The sequence below is a fragment of the Bacillus sp. YP1 genome (genome assembly GCF_000877815.1).
Classification (GTDB): Bacteria; Bacillota; Bacilli; order Bacillales; family Bacillaceae; genus Bacillus; species Bacillus subtilis.
The window spans coordinates 2,982,177-3,004,040 of record NZ_CP010014.1 but is presented as its reverse complement, the minus strand read 5'-3'; the positions used below and the strand labels follow the sequence as shown (position 1 = coordinate 3,004,040).

Annotated in this window: 23 protein-coding genes and 1 pseudogene; 13 read left to right on the top strand and 11 right to left on the bottom strand. The window is 45.2% G+C overall.

All coding sequences use genetic code 11. The features are described 5' to 3' along the window. The first annotated feature begins 36 nt into the window (after positions 1–36). Both QF06_RS14850 and fumC read left to right on the top strand, forming a co-directional pair. The gene (locus QF06_RS14850; RefSeq protein ID WP_003244599.1) at positions 37–222 is read left to right on the top strand and encodes a YvzF family protein; all 186 of its coding nucleotides are present in this window, start codon (positions 37–39) and stop codon (positions 220–222) included. A gap of 66 nt (positions 223–288) precedes the next feature. Beyond that, positions 289–1,677, top strand: coding sequence for a class II fumarate hydratase (fumC, locus tag QF06_RS14845; protein ID WP_003228523.1), 1,389 nt, complete (start codon positions 289–291; stop codon positions 1,675–1,677). Positions 1,678–1,712: 35 nt separating this feature from the next. On the opposite strand, the gene QF06_RS14840 is transcribed toward fumC, so the two are convergent. Next, on the bottom strand, positions 1,713–2,588 hold the full coding sequence (locus QF06_RS14840; protein WP_003243192.1) for a TetR/AcrR family transcriptional regulator: 876 nt from the start codon (positions 2,586–2,588) through the stop codon (positions 1,713–1,715). Positions 2,589–2,755: 167 nt separating this feature from the next. On the opposite strand from QF06_RS14840, the gene spxO reads away from it, so the two are divergent. Next, positions 2,756–2,920 carry an anti-adapter protein SpxO gene (spxO, locus tag QF06_RS21480; RefSeq protein WP_003221681.1) on the top strand — a complete coding sequence of 55 codons (165 nt, stop codon included), beginning with the start codon at positions 2,756–2,758 and terminating at the stop codon, positions 2,918–2,920. Positions 2,921–2,947: 27 nt separating this feature from the next. On the opposite strand, the gene cssS is transcribed toward spxO, so the two are convergent. Further along, on the bottom strand, positions 2,948–4,303 hold the full coding sequence (gene cssS, locus QF06_RS14835; protein WP_003228527.1) for a two-component system sensor histidine kinase CssS: 1,356 nt from the start codon (positions 4,301–4,303) through the stop codon (positions 2,948–2,950). Then, complete coding sequence (gene cssR, locus QF06_RS14830; protein ID WP_003228529.1) at positions 4,300–4,977, bottom strand: two-component system response regulator CssR; 678 nt, start codon at positions 4,975–4,977, stop codon at positions 4,300–4,302. The genes cssS and cssR overlap by 4 nt, the downstream gene beginning before the upstream one ends. 277 nt (positions 4,978–5,254) lie before the next feature. Between cssR and htrB the strand changes: the two genes are divergently transcribed. Beyond that, a complete protein-coding gene (htrB, locus tag QF06_RS14825; protein WP_003228534.1) occupies positions 5,255–6,631 on the top strand; it encodes a serine protease Do-like protein HtrB in 1,377 nt (458 codons plus the stop codon). Between the two features lie 43 nt (positions 6,632–6,674). On the opposite strand, the gene mrgA is transcribed toward htrB, so the two are convergent. After that, entirely contained in the window at positions 6,675–7,136 is a 462-nt protein-coding gene (mrgA, locus tag QF06_RS14820; RefSeq protein ID WP_003228537.1) for a metalloregulation DNA-binding stress protein MgrA, read from the bottom strand. Positions 7,137–7,225: 89 nt separating this feature from the next. Next, complete coding sequence (locus QF06_RS14815) at positions 7,226–8,068, bottom strand: oxidoreductase (RefSeq protein ID WP_003228540.1); 843 nt, start codon at positions 8,066–8,068, stop codon at positions 7,226–7,228. 133 nt (positions 8,069–8,201) lie between these two features. Between QF06_RS14815 and QF06_RS14810 the strand changes: the two genes are divergently transcribed. The 4 genes from QF06_RS14810 to QF06_RS14795 all read left to right on the top strand — a co-directional run bounded on the left by QF06_RS14810 (position 8,202) and on the right by QF06_RS14795 (position 11,902). Further along, on the top strand, positions 8,202–9,998 hold the full coding sequence (locus QF06_RS14810; RefSeq protein WP_032677050.1) for a M3 family oligoendopeptidase: 1,797 nt from the start codon (positions 8,202–8,204) through the stop codon (positions 9,996–9,998). A 109-nt stretch (positions 9,999–10,107) separates the two neighbouring features. Beyond that, positions 10,108–10,545 carry a YusW family protein gene (locus tag QF06_RS14805; RefSeq protein ID WP_003228545.1) on the top strand — a complete coding sequence of 146 codons (438 nt, stop codon included), beginning with the start codon at positions 10,108–10,110 and terminating at the stop codon, positions 10,543–10,545. A gap of 217 nt (positions 10,546–10,762) precedes the next feature. Further along, complete coding sequence (locus QF06_RS14800) at positions 10,763–11,590, top strand: ABC transporter ATP-binding protein (protein ID WP_010886609.1); 828 nt, start codon at positions 10,763–10,765, stop codon at positions 11,588–11,590. Between the two features lie 24 nt (positions 11,591–11,614). Next, entirely contained in the window at positions 11,615–11,902 is a 288-nt protein-coding gene (locus QF06_RS14795; RefSeq protein WP_003228549.1) for a YusU family protein, read from the top strand. 19 nt (positions 11,903–11,921) lie between these two features. Here QF06_RS14795 and QF06_RS14790 read toward each other — a convergent pair whose 3' ends face one another. Then, positions 11,922–12,809, bottom strand: a complete 888-nt coding sequence (locus QF06_RS14790) for a LysR family transcriptional regulator (RefSeq protein ID WP_003228551.1) — start codon at positions 12,807–12,809, stop codon at positions 11,922–11,924. A 133-nt stretch (positions 12,810–12,942) separates the two neighbouring features. Here QF06_RS14790 and QF06_RS21475 point away from each other — a divergent pair. Together QF06_RS21475 and QF06_RS14775 are read left to right on the top strand one after the other, a co-directional pair. Next, positions 12,943–13,683, top strand: a pseudogene (locus tag QF06_RS21475) (SDR family NAD(P)-dependent oxidoreductase). Between the two features lie 18 nt (positions 13,684–13,701). Next, on the top strand, positions 13,702–14,085 hold the full coding sequence (locus tag QF06_RS14775) for a tautomerase family protein (RefSeq protein ID WP_009968136.1): 384 nt from the start codon (positions 13,702–13,704) through the stop codon (positions 14,083–14,085). 35 nt (positions 14,086–14,120) lie between these two features. On the opposite strand, the gene mdtP is transcribed toward QF06_RS14775, so the two are convergent. From mdtP to QF06_RS14755, 4 genes are all read right to left on the bottom strand, one after another. After that, positions 14,121–15,746, bottom strand: a complete 1,626-nt coding sequence (gene mdtP / locus QF06_RS14770; protein ID WP_003228559.1) for a multidrug efflux MFS transporter MdtP — start codon at positions 15,744–15,746, stop codon at positions 14,121–14,123. After that, complete coding sequence (gene mdtR / locus QF06_RS14765; protein ID WP_003242592.1) at positions 15,743–16,210, bottom strand: MarR family transcriptional regulator MdtR; 468 nt, start codon at positions 16,208–16,210, stop codon at positions 15,743–15,745. The genes mdtP and mdtR overlap by 4 nt, the downstream gene beginning before the upstream one ends. Positions 16,211–16,368: 158 nt before the next feature. Beyond that, a complete protein-coding gene (locus QF06_RS14760; RefSeq protein ID WP_003228564.1) occupies positions 16,369–16,701 on the bottom strand; it encodes a spore coat protein in 333 nt (110 codons plus the stop codon). Positions 16,702–16,713: 12 nt separating this feature from the next. Continuing rightward, complete coding sequence (locus QF06_RS14755) at positions 16,714–16,959, bottom strand: hypothetical protein (protein ID WP_003228567.1); 246 nt, start codon at positions 16,957–16,959, stop codon at positions 16,714–16,716. Positions 16,960–17,053: 94 nt separating this feature from the next. Between QF06_RS14755 and QF06_RS14750 the strand changes: the two genes are divergently transcribed. Further along, positions 17,054–17,962 (top strand): proline dehydrogenase family protein, encoded by a 909-nt coding sequence (locus tag QF06_RS14750; RefSeq protein ID WP_003228569.1) that lies wholly within the window; start codon positions 17,054–17,056, stop codon positions 17,960–17,962. Positions 17,963–17,986: 24 nt separating this feature from the next. Here the strand turns inward: QF06_RS14750 and QF06_RS21470 are convergent, their stop codons facing one another. Next, positions 17,987–18,133: a YuzL family protein gene (locus tag QF06_RS21470; protein ID WP_003228571.1), complete on the bottom strand. Its 147-nt coding sequence runs from the start codon at positions 18,131–18,133 to the stop codon at positions 17,987–17,989. A gap of 174 nt (positions 18,134–18,307) precedes the next feature. Here QF06_RS21470 and QF06_RS14745 point away from each other — a divergent pair, with 174 nt between their 5' ends. Next, positions 18,308–20,677: a 3-hydroxyacyl-CoA dehydrogenase/enoyl-CoA hydratase family protein gene (locus QF06_RS14745; protein ID WP_003243831.1), complete on the top strand. Its 2,370-nt coding sequence runs from the start codon at positions 18,308–18,310 to the stop codon at positions 20,675–20,677. 10 nt (positions 20,678–20,687) lie between these two features. Next, positions 20,688–21,863 (top strand): acetyl-CoA C-acetyltransferase, encoded by a 1,176-nt coding sequence (locus QF06_RS14740; RefSeq protein ID WP_003228574.1) that lies wholly within the window; start codon positions 20,688–20,690, stop codon positions 21,861–21,863. The last annotated feature ends 1 nt before the right edge of the window (position 21,864 follow it).

Below are 21,864 nucleotides of genomic sequence, written 5' to 3'. Positions count from 1 at the left end.
TGGAGTAAGTTTTTTTATGAAAGCGGAGGATACGAAGTGGCACAGGTAAGGCTAGCTGGAAAACAAGAAGAAATTGAACAGCTCATTAGATCATTTGAACAGCATTATGATGTCTCTTATACATCAAAGGAGTACGGCAGGACAAATCCAAAATACAAATATTCAAAGGATTCCCGCGTATATCTTGAATTAAAATTAAAATCTGCCAAGATCGAAAAATAAAAAGGATTTTTTGTGTCATTGGCGAATTATGATCTATTGAAGCAACCGTTATGGAGGGATACATAAATGGAATACAGAATTGAACGAGACACCATGGGAGAAGTAAAAGTTCCTGCTGATAAATTTTGGGGCGCCCAAACACAGCGAAGCAAGGAGAACTTTAAGATCGGTTCTGAAAAAATGCCGATGCGTGTTGTGAAGGCGTTTGCAATTTTAAAACGAAGCACTGCTCTAGCTAATAAACGCCTCGGCAATCTGGACGCTGAAAAAGCAGAAGCGATTGCAGCGGTTTGTGATGATGTGCTCAAAGGCAAGTACGATGACAACTTCCCGCTTGTCGTATGGCAGACCGGAAGCGGCACACAAAGCAATATGAACATGAACGAAGTGGTAGCCAACCGTGCGACTGCTTTATTAAAAGAGAAGAACTCTGATCAAACGATTCATCCAAATGATGACGTGAACCGAAGCCAAAGCTCAAACGACACATTCCCGACTGCGATGCATGTTGCCGCTGTTTTGGCTGTTTACGAGCAGCTTGTGCCGGCGCTTGATCAGCTTCGCAATACACTGGATGAAAAAGCAAAAGCATACAATGATATTGTCAAAATCGGACGCACGCATCTTCAGGATGCTACGCCACTGACCCTCGGACAGGAAATCAGCGGATGGGTTCACATGCTGGACCGTTCGAAGGAAATGATTTTGGAAGCGACAGATAAAATGCGTGCGCTTGCAATTGGTGGAACGGCTGTCGGAACGGGTATCAACGCCCACCCAGAGTTTGGAGAGCTTGTCTCAGAAGAGATCACTAAGCTGACCGGCCAAACGTTCAGCAGCTCGCCGAATAAATTCCACGCGCTGACAAGCCATGACGAAATCACTTATGCGCATGGCGCATTAAAAGCGCTTGCGGCTGACTTAATGAAAATCGCGAACGATGTCAGATGGCTCGCAAGCGGACCCCGCTGCGGCATCGGGGAGATCGTCATTCCTGAAAATGAGCCGGGAAGCTCTATTATGCCTGGTAAAGTCAATCCGACACAAAGCGAAGCGTTAACAATGATCGCAGCGCAAATCATGGGGAACGATGCGACAATCGGCTTTGCGGCGAGTCAGGGGAACTTTGAACTGAACGTGTTTAAGCCTGTTATTATTTACAACTTCCTGCAATCTGTGCAGCTGCTCAGTGACGGCATGAATTCATTCCATGATAAATGTGCTGTCGGTATTGAGCCTAATAAAGAAACCATTCAGGAAAACCTGTCAAATTCATTAATGCTTGTTACGGCGCTGAACCCGCATATCGGTTATGAAAACGCGGCGAAAATCGCCAAGCTTGCCCATAAAGAGGGATTGACGCTCAAAGAAGCAGCTTTGAAGCTTGAATTGCTGACAGAGGAGCAATTTAACGAAATGGTTAAGCCGGAAGACATGGTAAAACCAAAGGCGTAATAGGAAGAACGGCTGCTTTTTAAGCAGCCGTTCTTCTAAATATGTTGCTGTTTTAATAAATATTTAAGCTGTTCCGCATCTTTGGCGAGAGCTTCAGACTCCGTCAGATTATGAATCATTCCTTTTATGATCGCCAGCTTCGGTGTTTTTTTCTTCATTTCTGCTTCAAGTATGTCCAAGCTCTCCGATAATTCAAGAGAGGAGTTTGTGTTTAAGCTGTTAATTTTGTCACGTAGGCTTTTCACAATTGATTCAGTCAGCGGGTCAGGCCGTCCGTGCGTAAGAGGTCCGAATAAAGAGCTCGCCTCTTCCAATGTGATGAAAGGCTTATCGTTTCGTTCAGACATGCCTTTTACCATATCATCAATTCGATTCATAATGATATCAGCTAATTGAGACGGCTTCACAGTGTACCCGAGCAAAATCATGCATTCCAGGTAAATCTGGCTGATGCCCTCTATTAAAAAACAAAGCTCAGCAGTGTACGGTTCCGCTTTTTTTCCATAGATGTTCAGCAGGCTGTCGATATGAAATTGAAGTGAGGACTGGCGGATTTTTTTTGCGCATTGCTCCACTTCTTCTGTGTAAGGCAGAGAACCCTCCTTCAACTGCATGCTGATAAAATCTTTGTGTTCAAGAATGTTTTCATAGAGGACGGTCAGCTGTTTACGGTAAGCCGTTCTGGGGCTGTCGCCCTTCGTTTTAATATTTAAAATTCGGGTAAACGTTTTATCATAATAGTAGTTCAGCATAGAGAGAAGAAGCGCTTCTTTCGAAGGAAAATAAATATAAAAAGCGCCTTTAGATATTTTGCATTCTTTTGCGATTTCCTGGACTGATGTTGAGTTGTATCCTTTTTGGGCAAATAGTTTTAAGGCTGTTTCAATAATCAGTTTTTCTTTTTCCTTCAATGGTTCCACCCTTTCGGAGCCCGGAGGCCTGCTAGGATATGACCATATAGTCACACCGTCTGTTATAAAATTAACCTTATTGTAACTTGTTTTTTTATCATGTATTATTTATATTATAAATTGAGATGACCGAATGGTCAAAGCTCAAGCGAAAGGGTGAATCTAGAATGAGAGAATTGGACGAAATGATCAGCCGCTTGCGAAACAGAGGAATCAAAGTGGAGAAAGTCAAATATCCGAAGCAGACCTTGTCAGAGAAAAAATGGGTTCATCAATGCAAACAGCCGCTCAAAACAAATTACAGAGATTTTAACGGCTATTCTTTCACATAAAAAAATAGACTGCAAAACATCTACAGTCTATTTTGGCACTGCTATGCGGTATGTTACACCCGTTTTGTCATTTTCAATTGAGATAGATGCCTTATGAAGAGTTAAAATTCGTTTTACGATGCTTAGACCAATGCCGAATTCGCCTTTCTTCCCTTTATTAAAAGGCTCATAGAGGCTGGAGAGCATCTCATCTTCAATATGCGGACCGTCATTTTTAATGGTGATCACGATATTTCGATCATCTTGTTTCATGCTGATTTCTATTTTTGTCTCAGCATAGCGGATTTGATTTTCCAAAATGTTTTCGAGGAGTTTGTTCCATTGCTCCGGATCGCCCGGCATCAAAATATCCTCTTCTACATCAATTTCCCACGATAGTTCTTTCCGCGCCCACTTCAATCGTTCGATGACTTCTTCTGTCACTTCCACAATACTGAACATGTCGTGCTGCACTTTTTGCTTCGCTAAATAATCCAGCTTCGTTAAATATAATAAATCCTTTATTTTTTTCTCCAGCTTAAGAGCTTCGCATTCAATAACATCTACAGTGTTTTCAAGGTCTCCTTTAGGAAAAATCCCGTCTTTAATTGATTGTGTATAGCCTCTGATGACCATGACCGGCGTTTTTAAATCATGAGAGATATTTTGCAATAGAGTTCTTTCTGTTTCATCCTTTTGCACAAGCTTTTGGCGCATCTCTTCGATGGTATGGCCCAATTTGCCGATTTCATCTTTCCGGTCCACTTTTACTGGGTCATCCCAATCCTGTTCAGAAATCCGTTTGACGTGTTTTTCAAATGATACAAGAGGCCTTGATAAATACTTTGCAAGCCAAATAGCCGGAATCCAGCTTAATAAAATGACGACAGCTATAATAAACAGAAGCTGTTTGAACAAGGTATAGGCCAAATCGTCCCGATAAGAATCAAGCGCGTAAGAGAGCATCATCGCTGATTGTCCATTGACGGAAAGTCCCTTTTTAATGACAAAAAACACTTTCTCTCCATTGACGTCGGCGCTGTAACGTTTCTTTTTAGCTTCCTGCTTATCAGCCAGCTTGTACACCTTGTGGATAAATGAAGATGACAGAATGCTTAAATCCTTGTCTGAAGAAGCCTCTTCATTTTCAGGAAGGAGCACGTGCTGTACGGAGCGGACAGTTGTCGGCGCCGTCGCTTCCTCGCTGTAATAGCGCCTTTCAATCGAACCTGGCAGGCGGTACTCTGTCAGAACATGCTGCTCATTTTCAATCGTCGTATACGTTTCATTAGTGAAAAAATCTCGCAGCGTGTTTGAAAATAACACAAGCAGTAAAATCGATATCGCTAACAGGATGCCGGATATGACAACCCATATCTGAAACGCGAGCGGCTTGTTTTTCATGATGACATCATCCTGTAGCCGAAACCGTAAATCGTCTCCACCTTCAATTCAGGCATCTTTCTGCGCAGTCTCCGGACGAGATCATCAACGACCCGGTCTGTTCCGAAGTAGTCATGTCCCCACACTTTTAGGAGGATATCCTCACGAGAGTATGGATGCCCTTTATGATGGATAAATAATAGCAGCAGATCAAATTCCTTTGACGTCAAATTGATGATATTCCCGTTTTCGTCATAGACCTCGCGGGCGTCTTCAGCGACCCGATACGAGGAGACGGCAATTTCATTTTTTTGGACAGGAGGAGCTTCCTTATATACGAGCTGCAGCAGCTTTTGCACACGGATAATCAGCTCCCGCGGCAAAAACGGCTTTGAAATGTAGTCATTGCTGCCAAGCTCTAAGCCAAGCACTCTGTCAATATCCGCATCTCGGGCGGAAATAAAAATGACCGGCACGTCAGGATCTTTCGCCTTGATTTCTTTTATTAATGTATAGCCGTCGGTATCCGGCAGCATGATATCGAGAATCCATAGGTGGGGAGACGGTGTCATTTTCTTTCTGGCGTCTTCACCTTTCGTAAAAGATGTAATGTTCCAGCCCTCATTCTCTAAATACTTCGTCAGCAGTTCATTCAGGTTATCCTCATCTTCAACTAGATAAATGGTGTATGACAAGGCTCTTCACATCCTTTCAACGTCATTATAAACTAGTTTTAACATACGGCAGGCAATTTTCATAATTTCACATATTCTTTTCATTTTTATCCCACAATGTTTGTTTATGATATGGTTAAGGGAAGAAAGGAAGAGAAAAAGAGCGAGGAAGATGTAGGATGATCAAACATATTCTATTTTGGTGCTTTGCTTTTCTCCTCATTATTGGGACAATTGAACTTGTACATGCGATGAATATGTAACGATAAATGAATAACCGTTAAAGGAGTGTAAGAACATGGATTATCGACGTGATGGCCAAAACGATCAACATCAAACTGAACCTTCACATACAGAACAGCAGAATACAGAAAACCAGAAGCTGATTGGACATTCTGAACAAGAATTGCTTGACGCGCCTGTGTCGTATGAAGCGGGACGGCAGGAAACGGCTTCTGCTTTAGAAATGGAAAAGCAAGAAACGGCTGTGAAAAAAGAAAAGAAACGGAGAGCCGCATGGCTGAGCCCGATTTTAGGCGGTATTATCGGCGGGGGCCTCATGCTTGGCATCGCGCCTTATCTGCCGTCAGACCAAAATCAGGCGACCGAAACCGCTTCCGCAAATAAACAGGTGCAGTCTGATAATTTTACAACGGCGCCGATAACGAACGCATCAAACATCGCTGATATGGTAGAGGATTTAGAGCCTACGATTGTCGGAATCTCAAATATCCAAACCTCTCAAAATAACACATTCGGCACGGGAGGAGGCTCCAGCTCAGAAAGTGAAAGCGGAACCGGGTCAGGTGTTATTTTCAAAAAAGACAGCGATAAAGCGTATATCATTACAAACAACCATGTCGTTGAAGGCGCGAACAAGCTGACTGTTACGCTATACAACGGAGAAACGGAAACTGCCAAGCTTGTCGGCAGCGATACCATTACTGATTTGGCAGTTTTGGAAATCAGCGGCAAGAATGTAAAAAAAGTGGCGAGCTTTGGTGACTCTTCACAGCTGCGCACTGGCGAAAAGGTAATCGCTATCGGTAACCCGCTCGGACAGCAGTTTTCCGGTACAGTGACACAAGGTATCATTAGCGGACTGAACCGGACAATTGATGTGGATACAACACAGGGGACGGTGGAAATGAACGTGCTGCAAACCGATGCAGCGATCAATCCGGGGAACAGCGGAGGCCCATTAATCAATGCAAGCGGCCAGGTCATCGGCATCAACAGCTTGAAGGTGAGCGAAAGCGGCGTGGAATCACTTGGATTTGCGATCCCAAGCAATGATGTCGAGCCGATTGTTGACCAGCTGCTGCAAAACGGGAAGGTGGACCGTCCGTTTTTAGGCGTGCAGATGATTGACATGTCACAAGTTCCTGAAACCTATCAGGAAAATACGCTCGGCCTGTTTGGAGATCAATTGGGCAAAGGTGTTTATGTAAAAGAAGTTCAAGCAAATTCGCCGGCAGAAAAAGCAGGTATTAAATCTGAGGATGTCATTGTCAAACTAAACGGTAAAGACGTGGAAAGCAGTGCGGATATCCGTCAGATCCTTTACAAAGACTTAAAAGTCGGAGATAAAACAACAATCCAAGTGCTGCGAAAGGGAAAAACGAAAACGTTGAACGCAACACTGACCAAGCAGACAGAAAGCAGTTCAAGCTAAGAAAAAACAAAAAGCTGAACCCGATTAAGGTTCAGCTTTTTTGTTACCCTAAATAAGAGGAAAGCATCCACACTTGTTTTTCAACTTCTTCAATTAATCCGACAAACAAGTCCGCTGTCGCATTGTCTTGATTTTCTTCAGCCAGGCCGATCACGAATTTAGATTCGCTGCTGATTTGTTTGTAGTCGTTTACCAATGCTTGTACCATTTCTGATGCTGATGTTTCGTTTCCGCCGTCTGTGATAGATGCATGCTCAGTGTATTCTTTCACTGTGGCAACAGGCTGTCCGCCAATCGCCAGCAGGCGCTCAGCGATGGTATCCACTGTTTCAGCCGCATGGTCATAAAGTTCTTCAAATTTCTCGTGCAATGTAAAGAAATGAGGCCCTTTCACATACCAATGGAAACGGTGGAGCTTAGAGTATAAAAGAAACCAGTTTGATAATTGTGTGTTCAGTGAATTCTCAACTAATGTTTGATTTGTTTTTGCGTTTTCAGTTTTCATAAGATAACGTCCTCCTTGTGATCTGTTGACTTAATTATATCATATACTAAATAAAAATCAATACTAAATTATAATAATTATAATTTAGATCAGCTGAATAGCTTTTTCTTCAGGATAGACTCCCACGCAGACCAAGGAAAAAGCGATCGGAACAGCAGGGTGAGCTTGATGCCCTTTCCGATCGGGTATCGCAAATTCTTTATGTGCTGTTTTGTTGCCAATTGATAAATGAGGTCGGCAACCTCTTGGGGATCTCCGCTTTCTTCTCCGTTTTTTTGAACATAGGAAAGGATCTTTTTATAGTATTGATGATAGGCTGAATCGTCAGCAGGCACCGACATAAAATTTGATAATGACGTTGACCAGATCGATGTCTTGTATGAGCCCGGCTCGATCAAAGCGGTTTCGATACCGAACGGAAGCAGCTCGATACGCAGGCTTTCAGAAAAACCTTCCAATGCATGCTTGGAAGAAACATATGGCGACAGCGCTGGGAATCCTGTCAGTCCGCTGATGCTGCTCACGTTTATAATCTTTGCGCCGCCATGCTTTCTTATGTAAGGCAGCACGGTTTTTGTCACATGGATCACACCGAAGACATTCGTTTCAAATTGTTGTCTGAAATGTTCCATCGGCACATCCTCGATAAATCCTCCATAAGCCGTTCCGGCGTTGTTAACGAGTAAATCGATCGGGGCGTAAGCACTAACAGCTTTTCCGAATGAGACTATAGATTGTTCATCGGTGACATCGAGAGCTGTAATGTGAATAGAATCAGACACATTGTGTGCTGCAGCCAATTCTCGAAGCTGTTCCGCTTTTTCAGGCTGTCTTGATGTGGCTATCACGAAAAATGATCGGGCAAGCTTTACAGCTGCCAGCAGACCGAAGCCGCTGGACGCTCCTGTCACGATGGCTATTTTTTTATTCATCCTAACCCTCCTATTAAACTGCTACAGCTATTGTACTATCCTGAACACGAAATGACGCCTGTAATAGAAATTTTTATACAATAATTCAGAATTGTTCTATAATAGAACGAAAGAAGGAAAGGGGTTTTGTGATATGGCGCTGCAAGGGGTAGGCCAAAGATGGGATCTTGATTCATTTTTTAAGGGCGGGAGCCAATCGGAAGAATTCAAAGGTTATATTGAGAAGCTGTCACAAAGTCTGCGTGCATTTCAAGACAGGACTGATGCGTTTCAGGTGCCTGAATCGCCTGAAGAGGCTGAAGGGCTGACCGCGTTGCTTGATTTATTCGAACAGACATCCGTCAAGCTTCAGCAGGCCGGCGCTTTTGTTGCTTGCCTCCAGGCCCAGAATATCAATGATCAAAAGGCTATAGAGCATCAGGCACTCATGAATCGGCTTTCCGCAGATTTTCAATCGTCGCTCGTTACATTAGATCATAAACTTGTGGACATTAATCAAGACGTGTGGAATGAATTGTTAACAAAACCGGGATTGCGCGATGTTTCTTACATATTAAATGAAAGAAGACAGAGGGTTGCCGAAAAGCTTAGCCCCGGTAAGGAAAAACTGATCGGAAACCTTGCGGTGGACGGATATCACGCTTGGAGTGACTTATACAATATGGTTGTCGGGAAAATGACGATCCCGTATGAGGAAAACGGTGAAAACAAGCAATTGTCTGTCGGTCAGGCGGAGAATATGATGGATCATCAAGACCGTACTGTCAGAAAAACAGTATATGAACGTTTCCGCCAAGCTTGGGAGAGCAAGCAAGATATTTTCAGCAGCACGCTGAATCATTTGGCGGGATTCCGGCTTGAAACCTATAAAGCGCGCGGCTGGGAGAATGTCCTGAAGGAACCGCTGCAAATTAACAGGATGAAAAAAGAAACACTTGATACGATGTGGCAGGTCATCACTGAAAACAAGAAGCCGTTCGTTCAGTTTTTGAACCGGAAAGCATCCATGCTCGGCCTTGAAAAACTCAGCTGGTACGATGTCGAGGCACCGATCGGTTCTGACGGAAAGGTCTATTCGTATGATGAAGCCGCAAATATCATTACCAGCCAGTTTTCAACGTTTGGCAAAAAGCTGTCCTCATTCACTGAAAAAGCGTTTCGGGACGGCTGGATTGAGGCGGAAGACAGGAGCGGAAAAAGAGTCGGCGGCTTTTGCACCAGTTTTCCGGACAGCGGGGAATCCCGGATTTTCATGACATTTTCGGGAAGCGCCTCAAATGTCTCTACCCTTGCGCATGAACTCGGGCACGCGTTCCATCAGGAAGCAATGCTCAACGTCAGGCCGTTAAACCGTTCCTACGCCATGAACGTTGCAGAAACAGCTTCAACGTTTGCAGAGATGATAGTGGCGGACGCGACTGTCCAGCAGGCCGAGACGAGGGAAGAAAAGCTTGTTCTTCTGGAGGATAAAGTGCAAAGAAGCGTTGCGTTCTTCATGAACATTCACGCAAGATTTCTATTTGAAACGAGATTCTACGAGGAACGAAAGCGGGGAGTGGTACCGGCCAGCCGCTTGAATGAGCTGATGGAAGAGGCGCAAAGAGAGGCATACTGCAATGCGTTAGAAGAATATCATCCGCTTTTTTGGGCATCAAAGCTTCATTTTCACATCACGAGGGTGCCGTTTTACAATTTCCCTTATACATTCGGCTACCTGTTTTCTCTTGGTATTTACGCGTTGGCGCTTGAAGAAAAAGACACATTCGAAGAGAAGTATATGGCGCTATTGCGCGATACGGCTTCTATGACAGTGGAGGATTTGGCGATGAAGCATTTGGGCGCTGACATCACAAAGCGCGATTTCTGGGAGAATGCCATCAAGCTGGCTGTGCGTGACGCCGAAACCTTTTTACAAATGACCGAATCTTAAAGAAAAAGCCGTGGCGTTAAATGCCCCGGCTTTTTCAATTCTTCTCTGAATGAGGATTTCATTCTCTGGATATACCTAAAATAAATGGAATCCTACAGGGGGGAAACATATGCATTTGATCAGAGCAGCCGGGGCTGTATGTCTCGCAGTGGTTCTGATTGCGGGCTGCCGTTTCAATGAAGACCAGCATCAGGCAGAAGGAGAAAATACAGCCGTCACCCAGCTGAAGTCCGTTCCCTACAGTAATTTTTCGCTTCGTGTGAGCTACGGGGATGGTGAGCATAACCGTTATGAAGGAATCTATACAAAGAACGGGACTCAGGAAAAAGCGGAAATACAGGATAAGCTCTCCGGTGTCAATCAGGAAGGAGAAGAAGCGTTAGATGAGATGAAAATGATTTTGAGCGAGCTTTCCGTGACAGACCAAATGGCTGAAACAGAAGTGATACACAGTGTGCTGGCAGCATTTAATCTGGACAGTCATTATGATCATATCGATTTAAAATTGAAGCTGAAGGACGGCTCCATCAGAGAAATCAAGAAGTAATCTTGTGATAAAAAACCCATAAACGTCAATTATGTCCATAAAACTAATTGAAAATGATTTTCAAAGTCAGTGTTTTCTGCTACAATGAGGGATATATGACCATATCAAATGGCTGAATATCGGAATCATTTGCATTGATGACAATTGACTTAAAAGCATGTATATAGAAAACGTGCAATACATAGTGCTGCTAAAAAGCCAGCAAAAAGGAGCGGTTATGGGTATGAGTGCAATTTCTACAGAAACGCTGAGCTTAGGATACGGGGATGCCGTTATTATTGATGAGTTGAATTTAACAATTCCCAAAGGTGAAATTACCGTATTTATTGGCAGCAATGGCTGCGGAAAATCGACACTTTTACGTTCATTAGCGCGCCTGATGAAGCCGAGAGGCGGTTCAGTGCTGCTGGAAGGAAGAGCGATTGCCAAGCTTCCGACGAAGGAAGTCGCAAAAGAGCTCGCAATCCTGCCCCAAGGTCCTTCGGCTCCAGAGGGGCTGACGGTGCATCAGCTGGTGAAGCAAGGAAGATATCCTTACCAAAACTGGCTGAAGCAGTGGTCAAAAGAGGATGAGGAAGCAGTTGAAAGAGCGCTTAAAGCAACAAAGCTTGAGGACATGGCTGACCGTGCCGTTGATTCTTTGTCAGGCGGACAGCGCCAGCGGGCTTGGATCGCGATGACGCTTGCCCAGGAAACGGATATCATCCTTCTTGACGAGCCGACGACGTATTTAGACATGACGCATCAAATTGAAATTCTTGATTTGCTGTTTGAGCTGAATGAAAAGGAAGACCGGACGATTGTTATGGTTCTCCATGACTTAAACTTGGCGTGCCGCTATGCGCATCATCTTGTGGCCATAAAAGATAAACGGATTTATGCAGAAGGCCGTCCGGAAGAGGTCATCACTTGTGATCTTGTGCAAAATGTGTTTTCTATGAACTGTCAGGTTACACAGGACCCGCTCTTCGGAACGCCTCTTTGCATTCCTCATGGCAGGGGCAGATGCATTGTCCAGGAAGCGGCTTTCACATCACATGGATAAATAACGCAGCGAAGGAGCTTTCAATTGAGAAAGCTCCTTGCTGTTTTTTCGAAAGGAAGATGGAAAATGGAACAAAAACTTCAGGAGCAGCTTGATGGATTGCTGGAGAAGTATACTGAGCTTCTGCTTGGTGAAACAAACGATGAGCTAAAAGAAGAAGTGAAGCAATGGATTTTGTACACCCATATAGCCAAAAGCATGCCTCCGCTCGCTAAGCATTGGAATGCGACATACCCCGACGCGAAGCAGGGCATTAAAGAGATCATTCAGCATATTAAGGAATTAAATGAAGCGCATCGAAACAAACAATAGCCAAAAAGCAGTCTGTTCATTATAGCAGACTGCTTTTTTGTGATTCAGCCGTTTTAACTGGCGTAAAGGAATCCATAAAGGTTCTCAGCGCGCTGCTGATAAACGAATCTTTTCGAACAATAAACTCTGTTTTCATCTGGCTGAGAGCTTCAGGCAGCGGGTACAATCGAATTGATCCTTCTGCTTCATGTTTCTGCACAACCGTTCTTGGCAGCAACGAGATGCCAAGACCTGCTGTAACCCCGCCGATAATTGCTTCAAGCGTCCCAAATTCCATAATGACCGGCTGTGTGACACCGACGGAACGCAGCCATTTTTCAAGTGTTTCTCGATACGAACAGCCTGTGCTGTAAACGAGAATCGGCTTTGTGATGGCTTCCTCAACATCGGGCACGGAGGCAGCCGAAACAACTACTGGTTCTTCCTCAAACGCAGGATAGGATTCGAGCTCAGGATGATGGCATTCGCATCCGATAAACGCGCCATCCAATTCATAACGAAGAACTTTATCAAGGAGAAATTGCGTATGTCCTGTTGTTAAAGACAGCTGGACGTTTGGATGTTCTTCATAATAAGATGCCAGAAGCTTTGGAAGCCTTACCGCGGCGGTTGTCTGAGTGCAGCCGATCATAAGCGGCCCGCTTGGTTCTGCGGAGGATGAGAGCGCTTTAGACGCTTCATCAAGAAGGCCTATAATTTTATTTGCGTAGTCCAGCAGCAATTTTCCGCTTGCAGAAAGTGTCATGCCCCGATTATGGCGCAAAAACAGTGTGGTACCCAGCTCAGCTTCCAATTGTTGAATTCTGGCCGTGACATTCGATTGTACATAGCCAAGCTGCAGGGCTGCTTTCGTAATGGTCCCTTCACGAGCTACCATTTGAAACACACGTAAATCTCCGCTTTCCATTTTGAACTCCTCCGTTCGTTTACTATCAATCTGAGTGATATCTAGTATCTTTAACAATCATTATACGTAACATCAAAGCTGGATTACAATGGAATCAGAAATATACTTTAGTCAACAGCAAGGAGTGGCGGCAATGAATGTCTTGAACAAAATAGCTCTCGTAACGGGGGGCGGCACAGGAATCGGAAAAGCAGCCAGTATGGAATTGGCAAAGCGTGGGGCGATTGTGGCGGTGAATTATTCACGCTCGCAATCAGAAGCGGAGGAAACAGTGGAAATGATTCAAAAAGCTGGCGGGCAAGCCTTCGCCATCCAAGCAGATGTATCCAAAAACAGCGACGTGCAGGATATGATTCAAGCAATCGTGAACACACACGGCACGGTTGATATTTTAGTCAACAATGCCAGCATTACACGGCATATTCCAATGGATGATCTTGAGGCTGCGACAGAAGACGTCTAGGATGAGCTGTATGCCGTCAATGTGAAAGGGATGTTTTTCTGCGCGCGGGCAGTGGTTCCGTTCATGAAGAAAAGCAAGGACGGGGCGATCGTAAACGTCGGCAGCATCGCAGGGATAACTGGTGCCGGCTCATCAATGCCTTACGCAGTATCAAAATCAGCGGTGCACGGTTTAACGAAATCATTGGCCCACGCCTTAGCGCCTGAAATCAGAGTGAGCGGTGTAGCACCAGGAGCTGTGGCAACGAGATGGTGGGCCGGACGGGAAGAAAAAATGAAAAGCATGATCGGCTCTTTGCTGCTGCAGTGTATTGCTGAACCAGATGATGTTGCCAAATTGATTTGTTCACTAATTGAACAGGAATCACTCACAGGCCAAATTATCACAATTGACAGCGGACAGACGCTGTAAAGAAAGGGATGCGGGGAGATGCCATTTGTACAGATTCATTTACGGTCGGGAAGAAGCGAAGTGTGGCTTCAAAAACTGAGCAGGACTATCCACCAATCGATGATTGAAGAAATCAATGTGCCGGAAGATGACTATTTCCAAGTCATCAGACAATATGAAAAAAGCGAATTTTTTTATGATCCATTTTATCTCCAAGTCGAGCGTACTGATGAACTGATATACATTCATTTTACACTGAAACAGTCAAGAACAACTGAACAGAAAAAAGCACTTTACCGCTCAATCGCGAGCCGGATTCATTCCGAGCTTGGTGTAAGAAAAGAAGATGTGTTTATCATGCTGGCCGGAAATCAGGATGAGGATTGGTCTTTCGGAAATGGAAGAGCCCAGATGATTGAATAAAAAACCCCGCGGATTGATACCCGCGGGGTGCTCTATTAATGGGAAGGTGATTCAACGGCTTTTGCCGCCTTCTCTTTTTCTTGTTGGTCTTCCGCTTTCTTATTTGATAGCTTGATAGGTTTTAAGAACAAGGTGAATACGGCTCCGACTGCGATAAAGATCAGGCCCGTATAAAACACGCTGTGGAGCGAATCCATCAACGATGTTTTTAAAATCGGCACAATATGGGATGAGAAAGCCGCAGGGATTTGTTTGACCGCGTCCGGACTGAACAGTGATTGCAGCAGCCCTTGCGGATTTGTATCAATCATACCCTTTAGCTGGGCGGCAAACGAGCTTGCCTGTGCCGGAAGAGAGTCTAAATATGGAACCAATTTATCTGTTAATAGATTTCCTGATCTCGCATTCATTACGGCTCCCAGCATGGTAATGCCGAATGTTCCGCCGATAGAACGGAAGAATTGGCTGGATGAAGTGACAACTCCAAGCTCCTCCTTCGAAAAGCTTTCCTGTAAAGCCAATGTCAGAATCGGCATAACAAGACCCATTCCCAGACCAATAATCGCCATAAAAGATGTAGCGACAAGCTTGCTCGTGTCGAGATCCAATGTCGTTAACAGCAGGAATCCGCCGGCCATAACCAGCATGCCTGTAATGATTTGCGGTTTAATCCCAATTTTATAAACAAGCTGTCCGCCGATGATACTTGTGATAATCATAGAAATCATCATCGGTGTCATAATTGTACCCGATTCAGACGCACTTACACCGACAATTCCCTGCATAAAGAAAGGAACAAACGTAATGGCGCCAAACATACCGATACTCATAAAGAAGCCGATCAAGTTTAGAAATGTAAATGTTCTGTTTTTAAATAAATACATTGGCAGGATTGGCTCTTTTGCTTTTGATTCTACGATGATAAAGCTGACAATGCCGATCAGTGCGAGAGCGAACAACCCAAGAATCTGCCATGAATCCCATGCATAATCTTTTCCGCCAAAGCTTAAGGCGAGCAGGAGGCTGACCACACCGACAATCATTGTGAAAATACCAGCGATATCGAAGTTGATCGGACCAGTCTGCTGGCGTCCCTGTAATCCCCTGGCAATAAAAATAACCGCAATAATTCCGACTGGCAGGTTAATATAGAAAACCCATTTCCAGTTTAACGAGTCTACAATCCAGCCGCCGATTTGCGGCCCAATCACTGAAGCCAGCCCGTAAATTGCGCCAAAGACACCTTGGAATTTAGCACGCTGTTTTCCTGTGAACAAGTCACCGATGACAATCATCGCCATCGGCATCATGATGCCTCCGCCGATGCCCTGCAGTCCACGGAAGATAATCAATTCCGTCATGTTGTTGGCCATTCCGCACAAAGCAGAAGCGGCCATAAAAATAATCAAACCTGATACATAGACAATGCGGCGTCCCAATAAATCAGCCAGTTTACCGGCAATTGGAACAATGGTTGTTGATGTTAACAAATATGCAGTTGTCAGCCAGGTCATCATGCTCAAACCGCCCAGATCACCGACAATTTTCGGCATGGCCGTTCCGACAATGGTACCGTCAAGGGCTGAAAAAAACATGGCAATAATTAAGCCTGTTATTAATAACGTTCGTTTTGATTGTTTGCCTTCTTTACTCATTTTCATCCGTTTCCTCTTTTCATGTTTTGCTTTTCATCCGTTTCTGCTGCTTGTGCGAGTTTTGCTGTAATATGCGCCGCCTGCAGCATTTCCTCCTCCGTCAAAAAGGAAAGATAGCGCGCCATTATGGCTTTTCTGCCCGCCAAAACCTCCTCGAACTTTATGTCTCCTTCGTCAGTAAGACTGAGATCAATCACTCGCCTGTCTTTTGTGTTGTGTGTTCTGGCGATAAGATTTTTTTGTTCAAGGCGATCTGCCATCAGCGTCACCGCGCTTGGCTTCACCTCCATACGCTCGGCAATTTCAGAAACTTTGAGGCTGCCGTGTTTCTTTAGGCTGGCCAGCACAAACAGCTGCGCTGGGGTGACACCTTGTTTCTCCATGCTTTCCAGCATTTCAGGCTGTATCTTTTGAAAGAGCGCCTGAAGCGATAATTGAATATCGGACATTAACTGATCCGCACTCTTCATATTCATTTCCCCTCTGTTACATACACTGTATATATATTTTAATGACAAAATAGTTAATGCTTATTAAATATAAATAAGCGTAAATGAAAAGTCAACTGATTTTACACAAAAAAAGGATAGATGCCCGAAAGAACATCGTATCCTTTTTACTAATGTTGTTATTGCTGATAAGGAGACTGCTGCTGAATGGTCTGCTGGAATTTTTGATAGGACTGCTGCAGCTTTTGTGAATCCTCCGCTTCAACAGAATACCATCCATATTGGAACATGAGATCATATAGTTTTCTTTGCGCTTTTTGTGACTCATCAAAAATGGATTGAATATCCTGATAAAGAGACTCGTGGCTGAATTCGTGCAAGGCAGTGCAATAAGCTGTTGTCATGTATTTTTCGGTTGTCAGCAATTCGTTGACGAAATCTCTGTCATTCATTTCCGATGTTGTCGGTACAGGTGTCTGCGGGTTGCTGATTTTTTGATTTTGCTGATTCATTCTGGCGCCTCCTTATTGGATGTAGCCGGACTGCTGCTGGCCTGGCTGCAGGTGCTTTAATATTCTTTGATAGTGATCATGATGCATGTGTCCGACGCGGTCGAGTTCTTGCTTTAACGTTTGATCCTGGCACTGCTGCGCCATGAAATGCGCTTTTTTCATCGCGAGCAAATTCCAGTTCAGCATGTCATTGAGATACAAATGATCCTTTGTCGAAATAACGGAAGGCGGCATTTGAGATTGCTGCTGATTATCCATTGTGATCCTCCTTTGGTTTCTGTTCATTTTATAGTTTCCTTCAGACTGGGAGTTATATACAGGTGTTTTGAAGATGACGGCGGGAGGGAGTCGGATGTTGAGACATGTGTTTTTATTCTTATCTCAAAATAAAACACTTACCAAGTTCGCAAAAGCATACGGAACGCGGCTTGGAGCACGAAGGTTTGTCGCAGGGGATACGATTGAATCGGCGGTTAAGACCGTCAAAAGGCTAAACAGATCCGGTTTGTGTGCAACAATTGATTATTTAGGCGAGTATGCAGCTTCGGAAAAAGAAGCAAACCAAGTCGCAGAGGAATGCAAGAAAGCCATTCAAGCCATTGCCGAACATCAATTGAATTCAGAGCTTTCACTTAAGCTGACCTCAATCGGGCTCGATCTTTCAGAAGAACTTGCTCTTACTCATTTGCGCGCCATTCTTTCCGTTGCGAAGCAATATGATGTTGCTGTGACCATTGATATGGAAGACTATTCTCATTATGAACAGACACTTTCTATTTACAGGCAATGCAAACAGGAATTTGAGAAGCTCGGCACGGTCATTCAGGCGTATTTGTACCGGGCGGCAGAAGATATCAGAAAGATGCGGGACTTAAAGCCGAATCTCAGACTTGTAAAAGGCGCTTATAAAGAATCTGCGGCTGTAGCGTTTCCCGACAAAAGAGGCACGGACCTTCATTTTCAGAGCTTAATAAAGCTGCAGTTGTTAAGCGGGAACTACACGGCTGTCGCCACACATGACGATGACATCATTGCATTTACGAAACAGCTCGTCGCCGAACATCAAATCCCCGCATCGCAATTTGAGTTTCAAATGCTATACGGCATCAGGCCGGAGCGTCAGAAGGAACTCGCCAAGGAAGGCTACAGAATGCGTGTGTATGTCCCATATGGAACGGACTGGTTCAGCTACTTTATGAGAAGAATTGCCGAACGGCCTGCCAATGCAGCGTTTGTGTTAAAAGGAATTTTGAAAAAGTGAAAGCAGCCGTGGGAAGCAGCTGCATTATGATTGTCCCATGTTATGTTTTTTATACTGCTGATTTTGACTTGTCCGTTTTCCGCCGCCGTAATGCTGAGTCGGACCGGCATCTCCCTTTACGCTCGCCGCGCTGACTGCCGCTGAAGACGGATTTTTTTTCTCTCGTACCATTCCCTTCACCTCCGGGCTTAAGTTGCCCGACTTTTATAGGCTTCATACAAAAAAATAACAAATTAGCTATTGAAGTCGAACCGGAAATCTTTTAAGATGAAAGAAGAAACGGGTTTCATTTTTTTTAGTCAAAAAATGAATGACTATTCATTCAATGTTCAAGGGGGATATCTCATGCACAAACACATTCGGAAGGCAGCCGTTTTAGGATCGGGGGTAATGGGTTCCGGGATAGCGGCGCATTTGGCTAACATCGGAATTCCTGTCCTGCTGCTAGATATTGTGCCGAACGATTTGACAAAGGAAGAGGAAAAAAAGGGGCTGACGAAGGACAGTTCGGAGGTGCGCAGCAGGCTGAGCCGGCAGGCGATGAAAAAACTGCTGAAACAAAAGCCCGCTCCCCTCACATCAGCGAAAAATACCTCCTATATTACACCTGGCAATCTGGAGGATGATGCAGAAAAACTGAAAGAAGCAGATTGGATTATTGAGGTCGTTGTCGAAAACCTTGAAGTCAAAAAGAAAATTTTCGCTCTTGTGGATGAACATCGAAAGACTGGAAGCATCGTCTCAAGCAACACATCCGGCATATCAGTGCAGGAAATGGCTGAAGGCCGGTCGGATGATTTTAAAGCCCATTTTCTTGGAACGCATTTTTTTAATCCCGCACGATATTTAAAGCTGCTAGAGATCATTCCGATTAAGGAAACGGATCCTGATATTTTAAAGTTTATGACAGCTTTCGGAGAAAATGTCCTCGGGAAAGGCGTTGTTACAGCAAAGGACACACCGAACTTTATCGCAAACCGCATCGGGACTTACGGGCTTCTCGTGACAGTCCAAGAAATGCTGAAAGGCGGTTATCAGGTCGGGGAGGTTGATTCGATCACAGGACCGCTGATCGGCAGGCCGAAAAGCGCCACCTTTAGAACGCTTGATGTGGTCGGCCTCGATACATTCGCCCACGTTGCCCGAAATGTGTATGACAAAGCTGATGGCGATGAAAAAGAAGTGTTTCGCATTCCAAGCTTCATGAACGATATGCTGGAAAAAGGGTGGATCGGAAGCAAGGCCGGCCAAGGCTTTTATAAAAAAGAAGGAAAAACGATTTATGAGCTTGACCCAGTGACGCTTACTTACGGCGAGCGGACAAAAATGAAATCACCGGCACTTGAAGCGGCAAAACAGGCAAAAGGGACAAAAGCCAAAATGAAAGCGCTTATTTATTCGGATGACAGGGCCGGCCGTTTGCTGTGGAATATCACTTCTCAAACCCTGCTTTACTCAGCCGAGCTGCTTGGCGAGATTGCCGATGATATTCATGCGATTGACCAAGCCATGAAGTGGGGATTCGGCTGGGAACTGGGACCTTTTGAGATGTGGGACGCCATCGGCCTCAAGCAGTCAGCGGAAAAGCTTGAGCAGCTTGGAGCAGATATGCCTGGCTGGATAAAAGAGATGCTGGACAAAGGAAATGAAACCTTCTACATCAAAGAGAACGGAACGGTATTTTATTATGACCGCGGCGAATACAGAGCCGTGAAAGAAAACAAAAAACGAATTCATTTACAAGCACTTAAAGAAACAAAAGGCGTGATTGCGAAAAACAGCGGAGCAAGCTTAATTGACCTTGGAGATGATGTGGCCCTTCTTGAATTTCATTCGAAAAGCAATGCGATCGGCCTCGATATCATTCAAATGATCCACAAAGGATTAGAGGAAACAGAACGGAATTACAAGGGGCTTGTCATCGGCAATCAAGGGAAAAATTTCTGCGTCGGCGCGAATCTCGCCATGATCTTAATGGAAGTCCAAGATGACAACTTTTTGGAAGTTGATTTTGTGATCCGCCGTTTTCAGGAGACGATGATGAAGATCAAATACAGTGCGAAACCGGTCGTCGCCGCGCCATTTGGCATGACGCTCGGCGGAGGAACGGAAGCATGCCTGCCGGCGGCGCGCATTCAAGCGGCAAGCGAAGCCTATATGGGACTTGTGGAATCCGGTGTCGGCCTCATCCCTGGCGGAGGAGGTAACAAAGAGCTGTACATCAACCATCTTCGCCGCGGCCATGATCCGATGAATGCGGCAATGAAAACATTTGAAACAATCGCGATGGCGAAAGTGTCCGCTTCCGCTCAAGAGGCTCGTGAGATGAACATCTTAAAAGAAACGGATCAGATCAGCGTGAATCAAGACCACCTGTTATACGATGCGAAGCAGCTGGCCGCATCTTTATACGATACCGGCTGGCGGCCGCCTGTAAAAGAAAAGGTCAAGGTGCCGGGAGAAACCGGTTATGCGGCACTCTTGCTTGGCGCTGAGCAGATGAAGCTGTCCGGCTATATATCTGAGCATGATTTTAAGATCGCGAAAAAACTCGCTTATGTCATTGCGGGCGGAAAAGTGCCGTTTGGTACAGAGGTTGATGAAGAGTATTTATTGGAGATCGAAAGAGAAGCGTTTTTGAGTTTGTCAGGAGAGGCAAAATCTCAAGCGAGAATGCAGCATATGCTTGTGAAAGGTAAACCTTTACGGAATTAGGAGGGAGCTTATGAAAGAGGCAGTCATTGTGTCAGGTGCAAGAACACCGGTTGGAAAAGCAAAAAAAGGATCGTTGGCCACCGTTCGCCCGGATGATTTGGGAGCGATTTGTGTAAAAGAAACGCTGAAACGGGCAGGCGGCTACGAAGGCAATATTGATGACTTGATTATCGGCTGTGCAACACCTGAAGCGGAGCAGGGGCTTAATATGGCGAGAAATATCGGTGCGCTCGCGGGCCTGCCGTACACGGTTCCGGCGATTACAGTTAACCGCTATTGCTCTTCAGGCCTTCAGTCTATTGCGTATGCAGCAGAAAAAATTATGCTGGGCGCCTACGATACAGCGATCGCCGGCGGAGCAGAATCCATGTCGCAAGTTCCGATGATGGGGCATGTTACCCGTCCGAACCTTGCTTTGGCAGAAAAGGCACCGGAATATTATATGAGCATGGGGCACACAGCCGAGCAAGTCGCGAAAAAATACGGCGTCTCCCGTGAGGATCAAGACGCGTTTGCCGTTCGCAGCCATCAAAACGCCGCTAAAGCCCTTGCAGAAGGAAAATTTAAAGATGAAATTGTACCCGTCGAAGTGACGGTGACAGAAATCGGAGAAGACCATAAGCCTATGGAAAAACAGTTTGTGTTTTCTCAGGATGAAGGTGTTCGCCCGCAAACGACTGCAGACATCTTATCGACATTGCGCCCGGCCTTTTCCGTTGACGGGACGGTGACTGCGGGCAATTCCTCACAAACGAGTGACGGAGCGGCGGCTGTCATGCTGATGGACCGGGAAAAAGCCGATGCTCTTGGCCTGGCGCCGCTTGTGAAATTCCGCTCCTTTGCGGTAGGCGGCGTGCCGCCGGAAGTGATGGGAATCGGACCGGTGGAAGCGATTCCGCGCGCTTTGAAGCTTGCCGGACTTCAGCTGCAGGACATCGGCTTGTTTGAACTGAATGAAGCTTTTGCCTCACAGGCCATTCAAGTAATCAGGGAATTGGGAATTGATGAAGAAAAAGTGAATGTCAACGGGGGCGCAATCGCGCTTGGACACCCGCTTGGCTGTACGGGCACAAAGCTTACACTCTCACTCATCCATGAAATGAAACGGAGAAACGAGCAATTTGGAGTCGTGACCATGTGTATCGGCGGCGGAATGGGAGCGGCCGGTGTATTTGAATTATGCTAAA

What these genes read in the sequence shown, in the direction of transcription:
- QF06_RS14805 (WP_003228545.1), top strand. Translation starts at nt 10,108, where the DNA reads ATGCATTTGATCAGAGCAGCCGGGGCTGTATGTCTCGCAGTGGTTCTG.
- cssS (WP_003228527.1), bottom strand. Translation starts at nt 4,303, where the DNA reads ATGAAAAACAAGCCGCTCGCGTTTCAGATATGGGTTGTCATATCCGGC.
- QF06_RS14815 (WP_003228540.1), bottom strand. Translation starts at nt 8,068, where the DNA reads ATGAATAAAAAAATAGCCATCGTGACAGGAGCGTCCAGCGGCTTCGGT.
- QF06_RS14760 (WP_003228564.1), bottom strand. Translation starts at nt 16,701, where the DNA reads ATGAATCAGCAAAATCAAAAAATCAGCAACCCGCAGACACCTGTACCG.
- QF06_RS14790 (WP_003228551.1), bottom strand. Translation starts at nt 12,809, where the DNA reads ATGGAAAGCGGAGATTTACGTGTGTTTCAAATGGTAGCTCGTGAAGGG.
- QF06_RS14810 (WP_032677050.1), top strand. Translation starts at nt 8,202, where the DNA reads ATGGCGCTGCAAGGGGTAGGCCAAAGATGGGATCTTGATTCATTTTTT.
- fumC (WP_003228523.1), top strand. Translation starts at nt 289, where the DNA reads ATGGAATACAGAATTGAACGAGACACCATGGGAGAAGTAAAAGTTCCT.
- htrB (WP_003228534.1), top strand. Translation starts at nt 5,255, where the DNA reads ATGGATTATCGACGTGATGGCCAAAACGATCAACATCAAACTGAACCT.
- mdtP (WP_003228559.1), bottom strand. Translation starts at nt 15,746, where the DNA reads ATGAAAATGAGTAAAGAAGGCAAACAATCAAAACGAACGTTATTAATA.
- QF06_RS21470 (WP_003228571.1), bottom strand. Translation starts at nt 18,133, where the DNA reads ATGGTACGAGAGAAAAAAAATCCGTCTTCAGCGGCAGTCAGCGCGGCG.
- mdtR (WP_003242592.1), bottom strand. Translation starts at nt 16,210, where the DNA reads ATGAAGAGTGCGGATCAGTTAATGTCCGATATTCAATTATCGCTTCAG.
- QF06_RS14755 (WP_003228567.1), bottom strand. Translation starts at nt 16,959, where the DNA reads ATGGATAATCAGCAGCAATCTCAAATGCCGCCTTCCGTTATTTCGACA.
- mrgA (WP_003228537.1), bottom strand. Translation starts at nt 7,136, where the DNA reads ATGAAAACTGAAAACGCAAAAACAAATCAAACATTAGTTGAGAATTCA.
- QF06_RS14745 (WP_003243831.1), top strand. Translation starts at nt 18,308, where the DNA reads ATGCACAAACACATTCGGAAGGCAGCCGTTTTAGGATCGGGGGTAATG.
- QF06_RS14740 (WP_003228574.1), top strand. Translation starts at nt 20,688, where the DNA reads ATGAAAGAGGCAGTCATTGTGTCAGGTGCAAGAACACCGGTTGGAAAA.
- QF06_RS14750 (WP_003228569.1), top strand. Translation starts at nt 17,054, where the DNA reads ATGTTGAGACATGTGTTTTTATTCTTATCTCAAAATAAAACACTTACC.
- QF06_RS14775 (WP_009968136.1), top strand. Translation starts at nt 13,702, where the DNA reads ATGCCATTTGTACAGATTCATTTACGGTCGGGAAGAAGCGAAGTGTGG.
- QF06_RS14800 (WP_010886609.1), top strand. Translation starts at nt 10,763, where the DNA reads ATGGGTATGAGTGCAATTTCTACAGAAACGCTGAGCTTAGGATACGGG.
- spxO (WP_003221681.1), top strand. Translation starts at nt 2,756, where the DNA reads ATGAGAGAATTGGACGAAATGATCAGCCGCTTGCGAAACAGAGGAATC.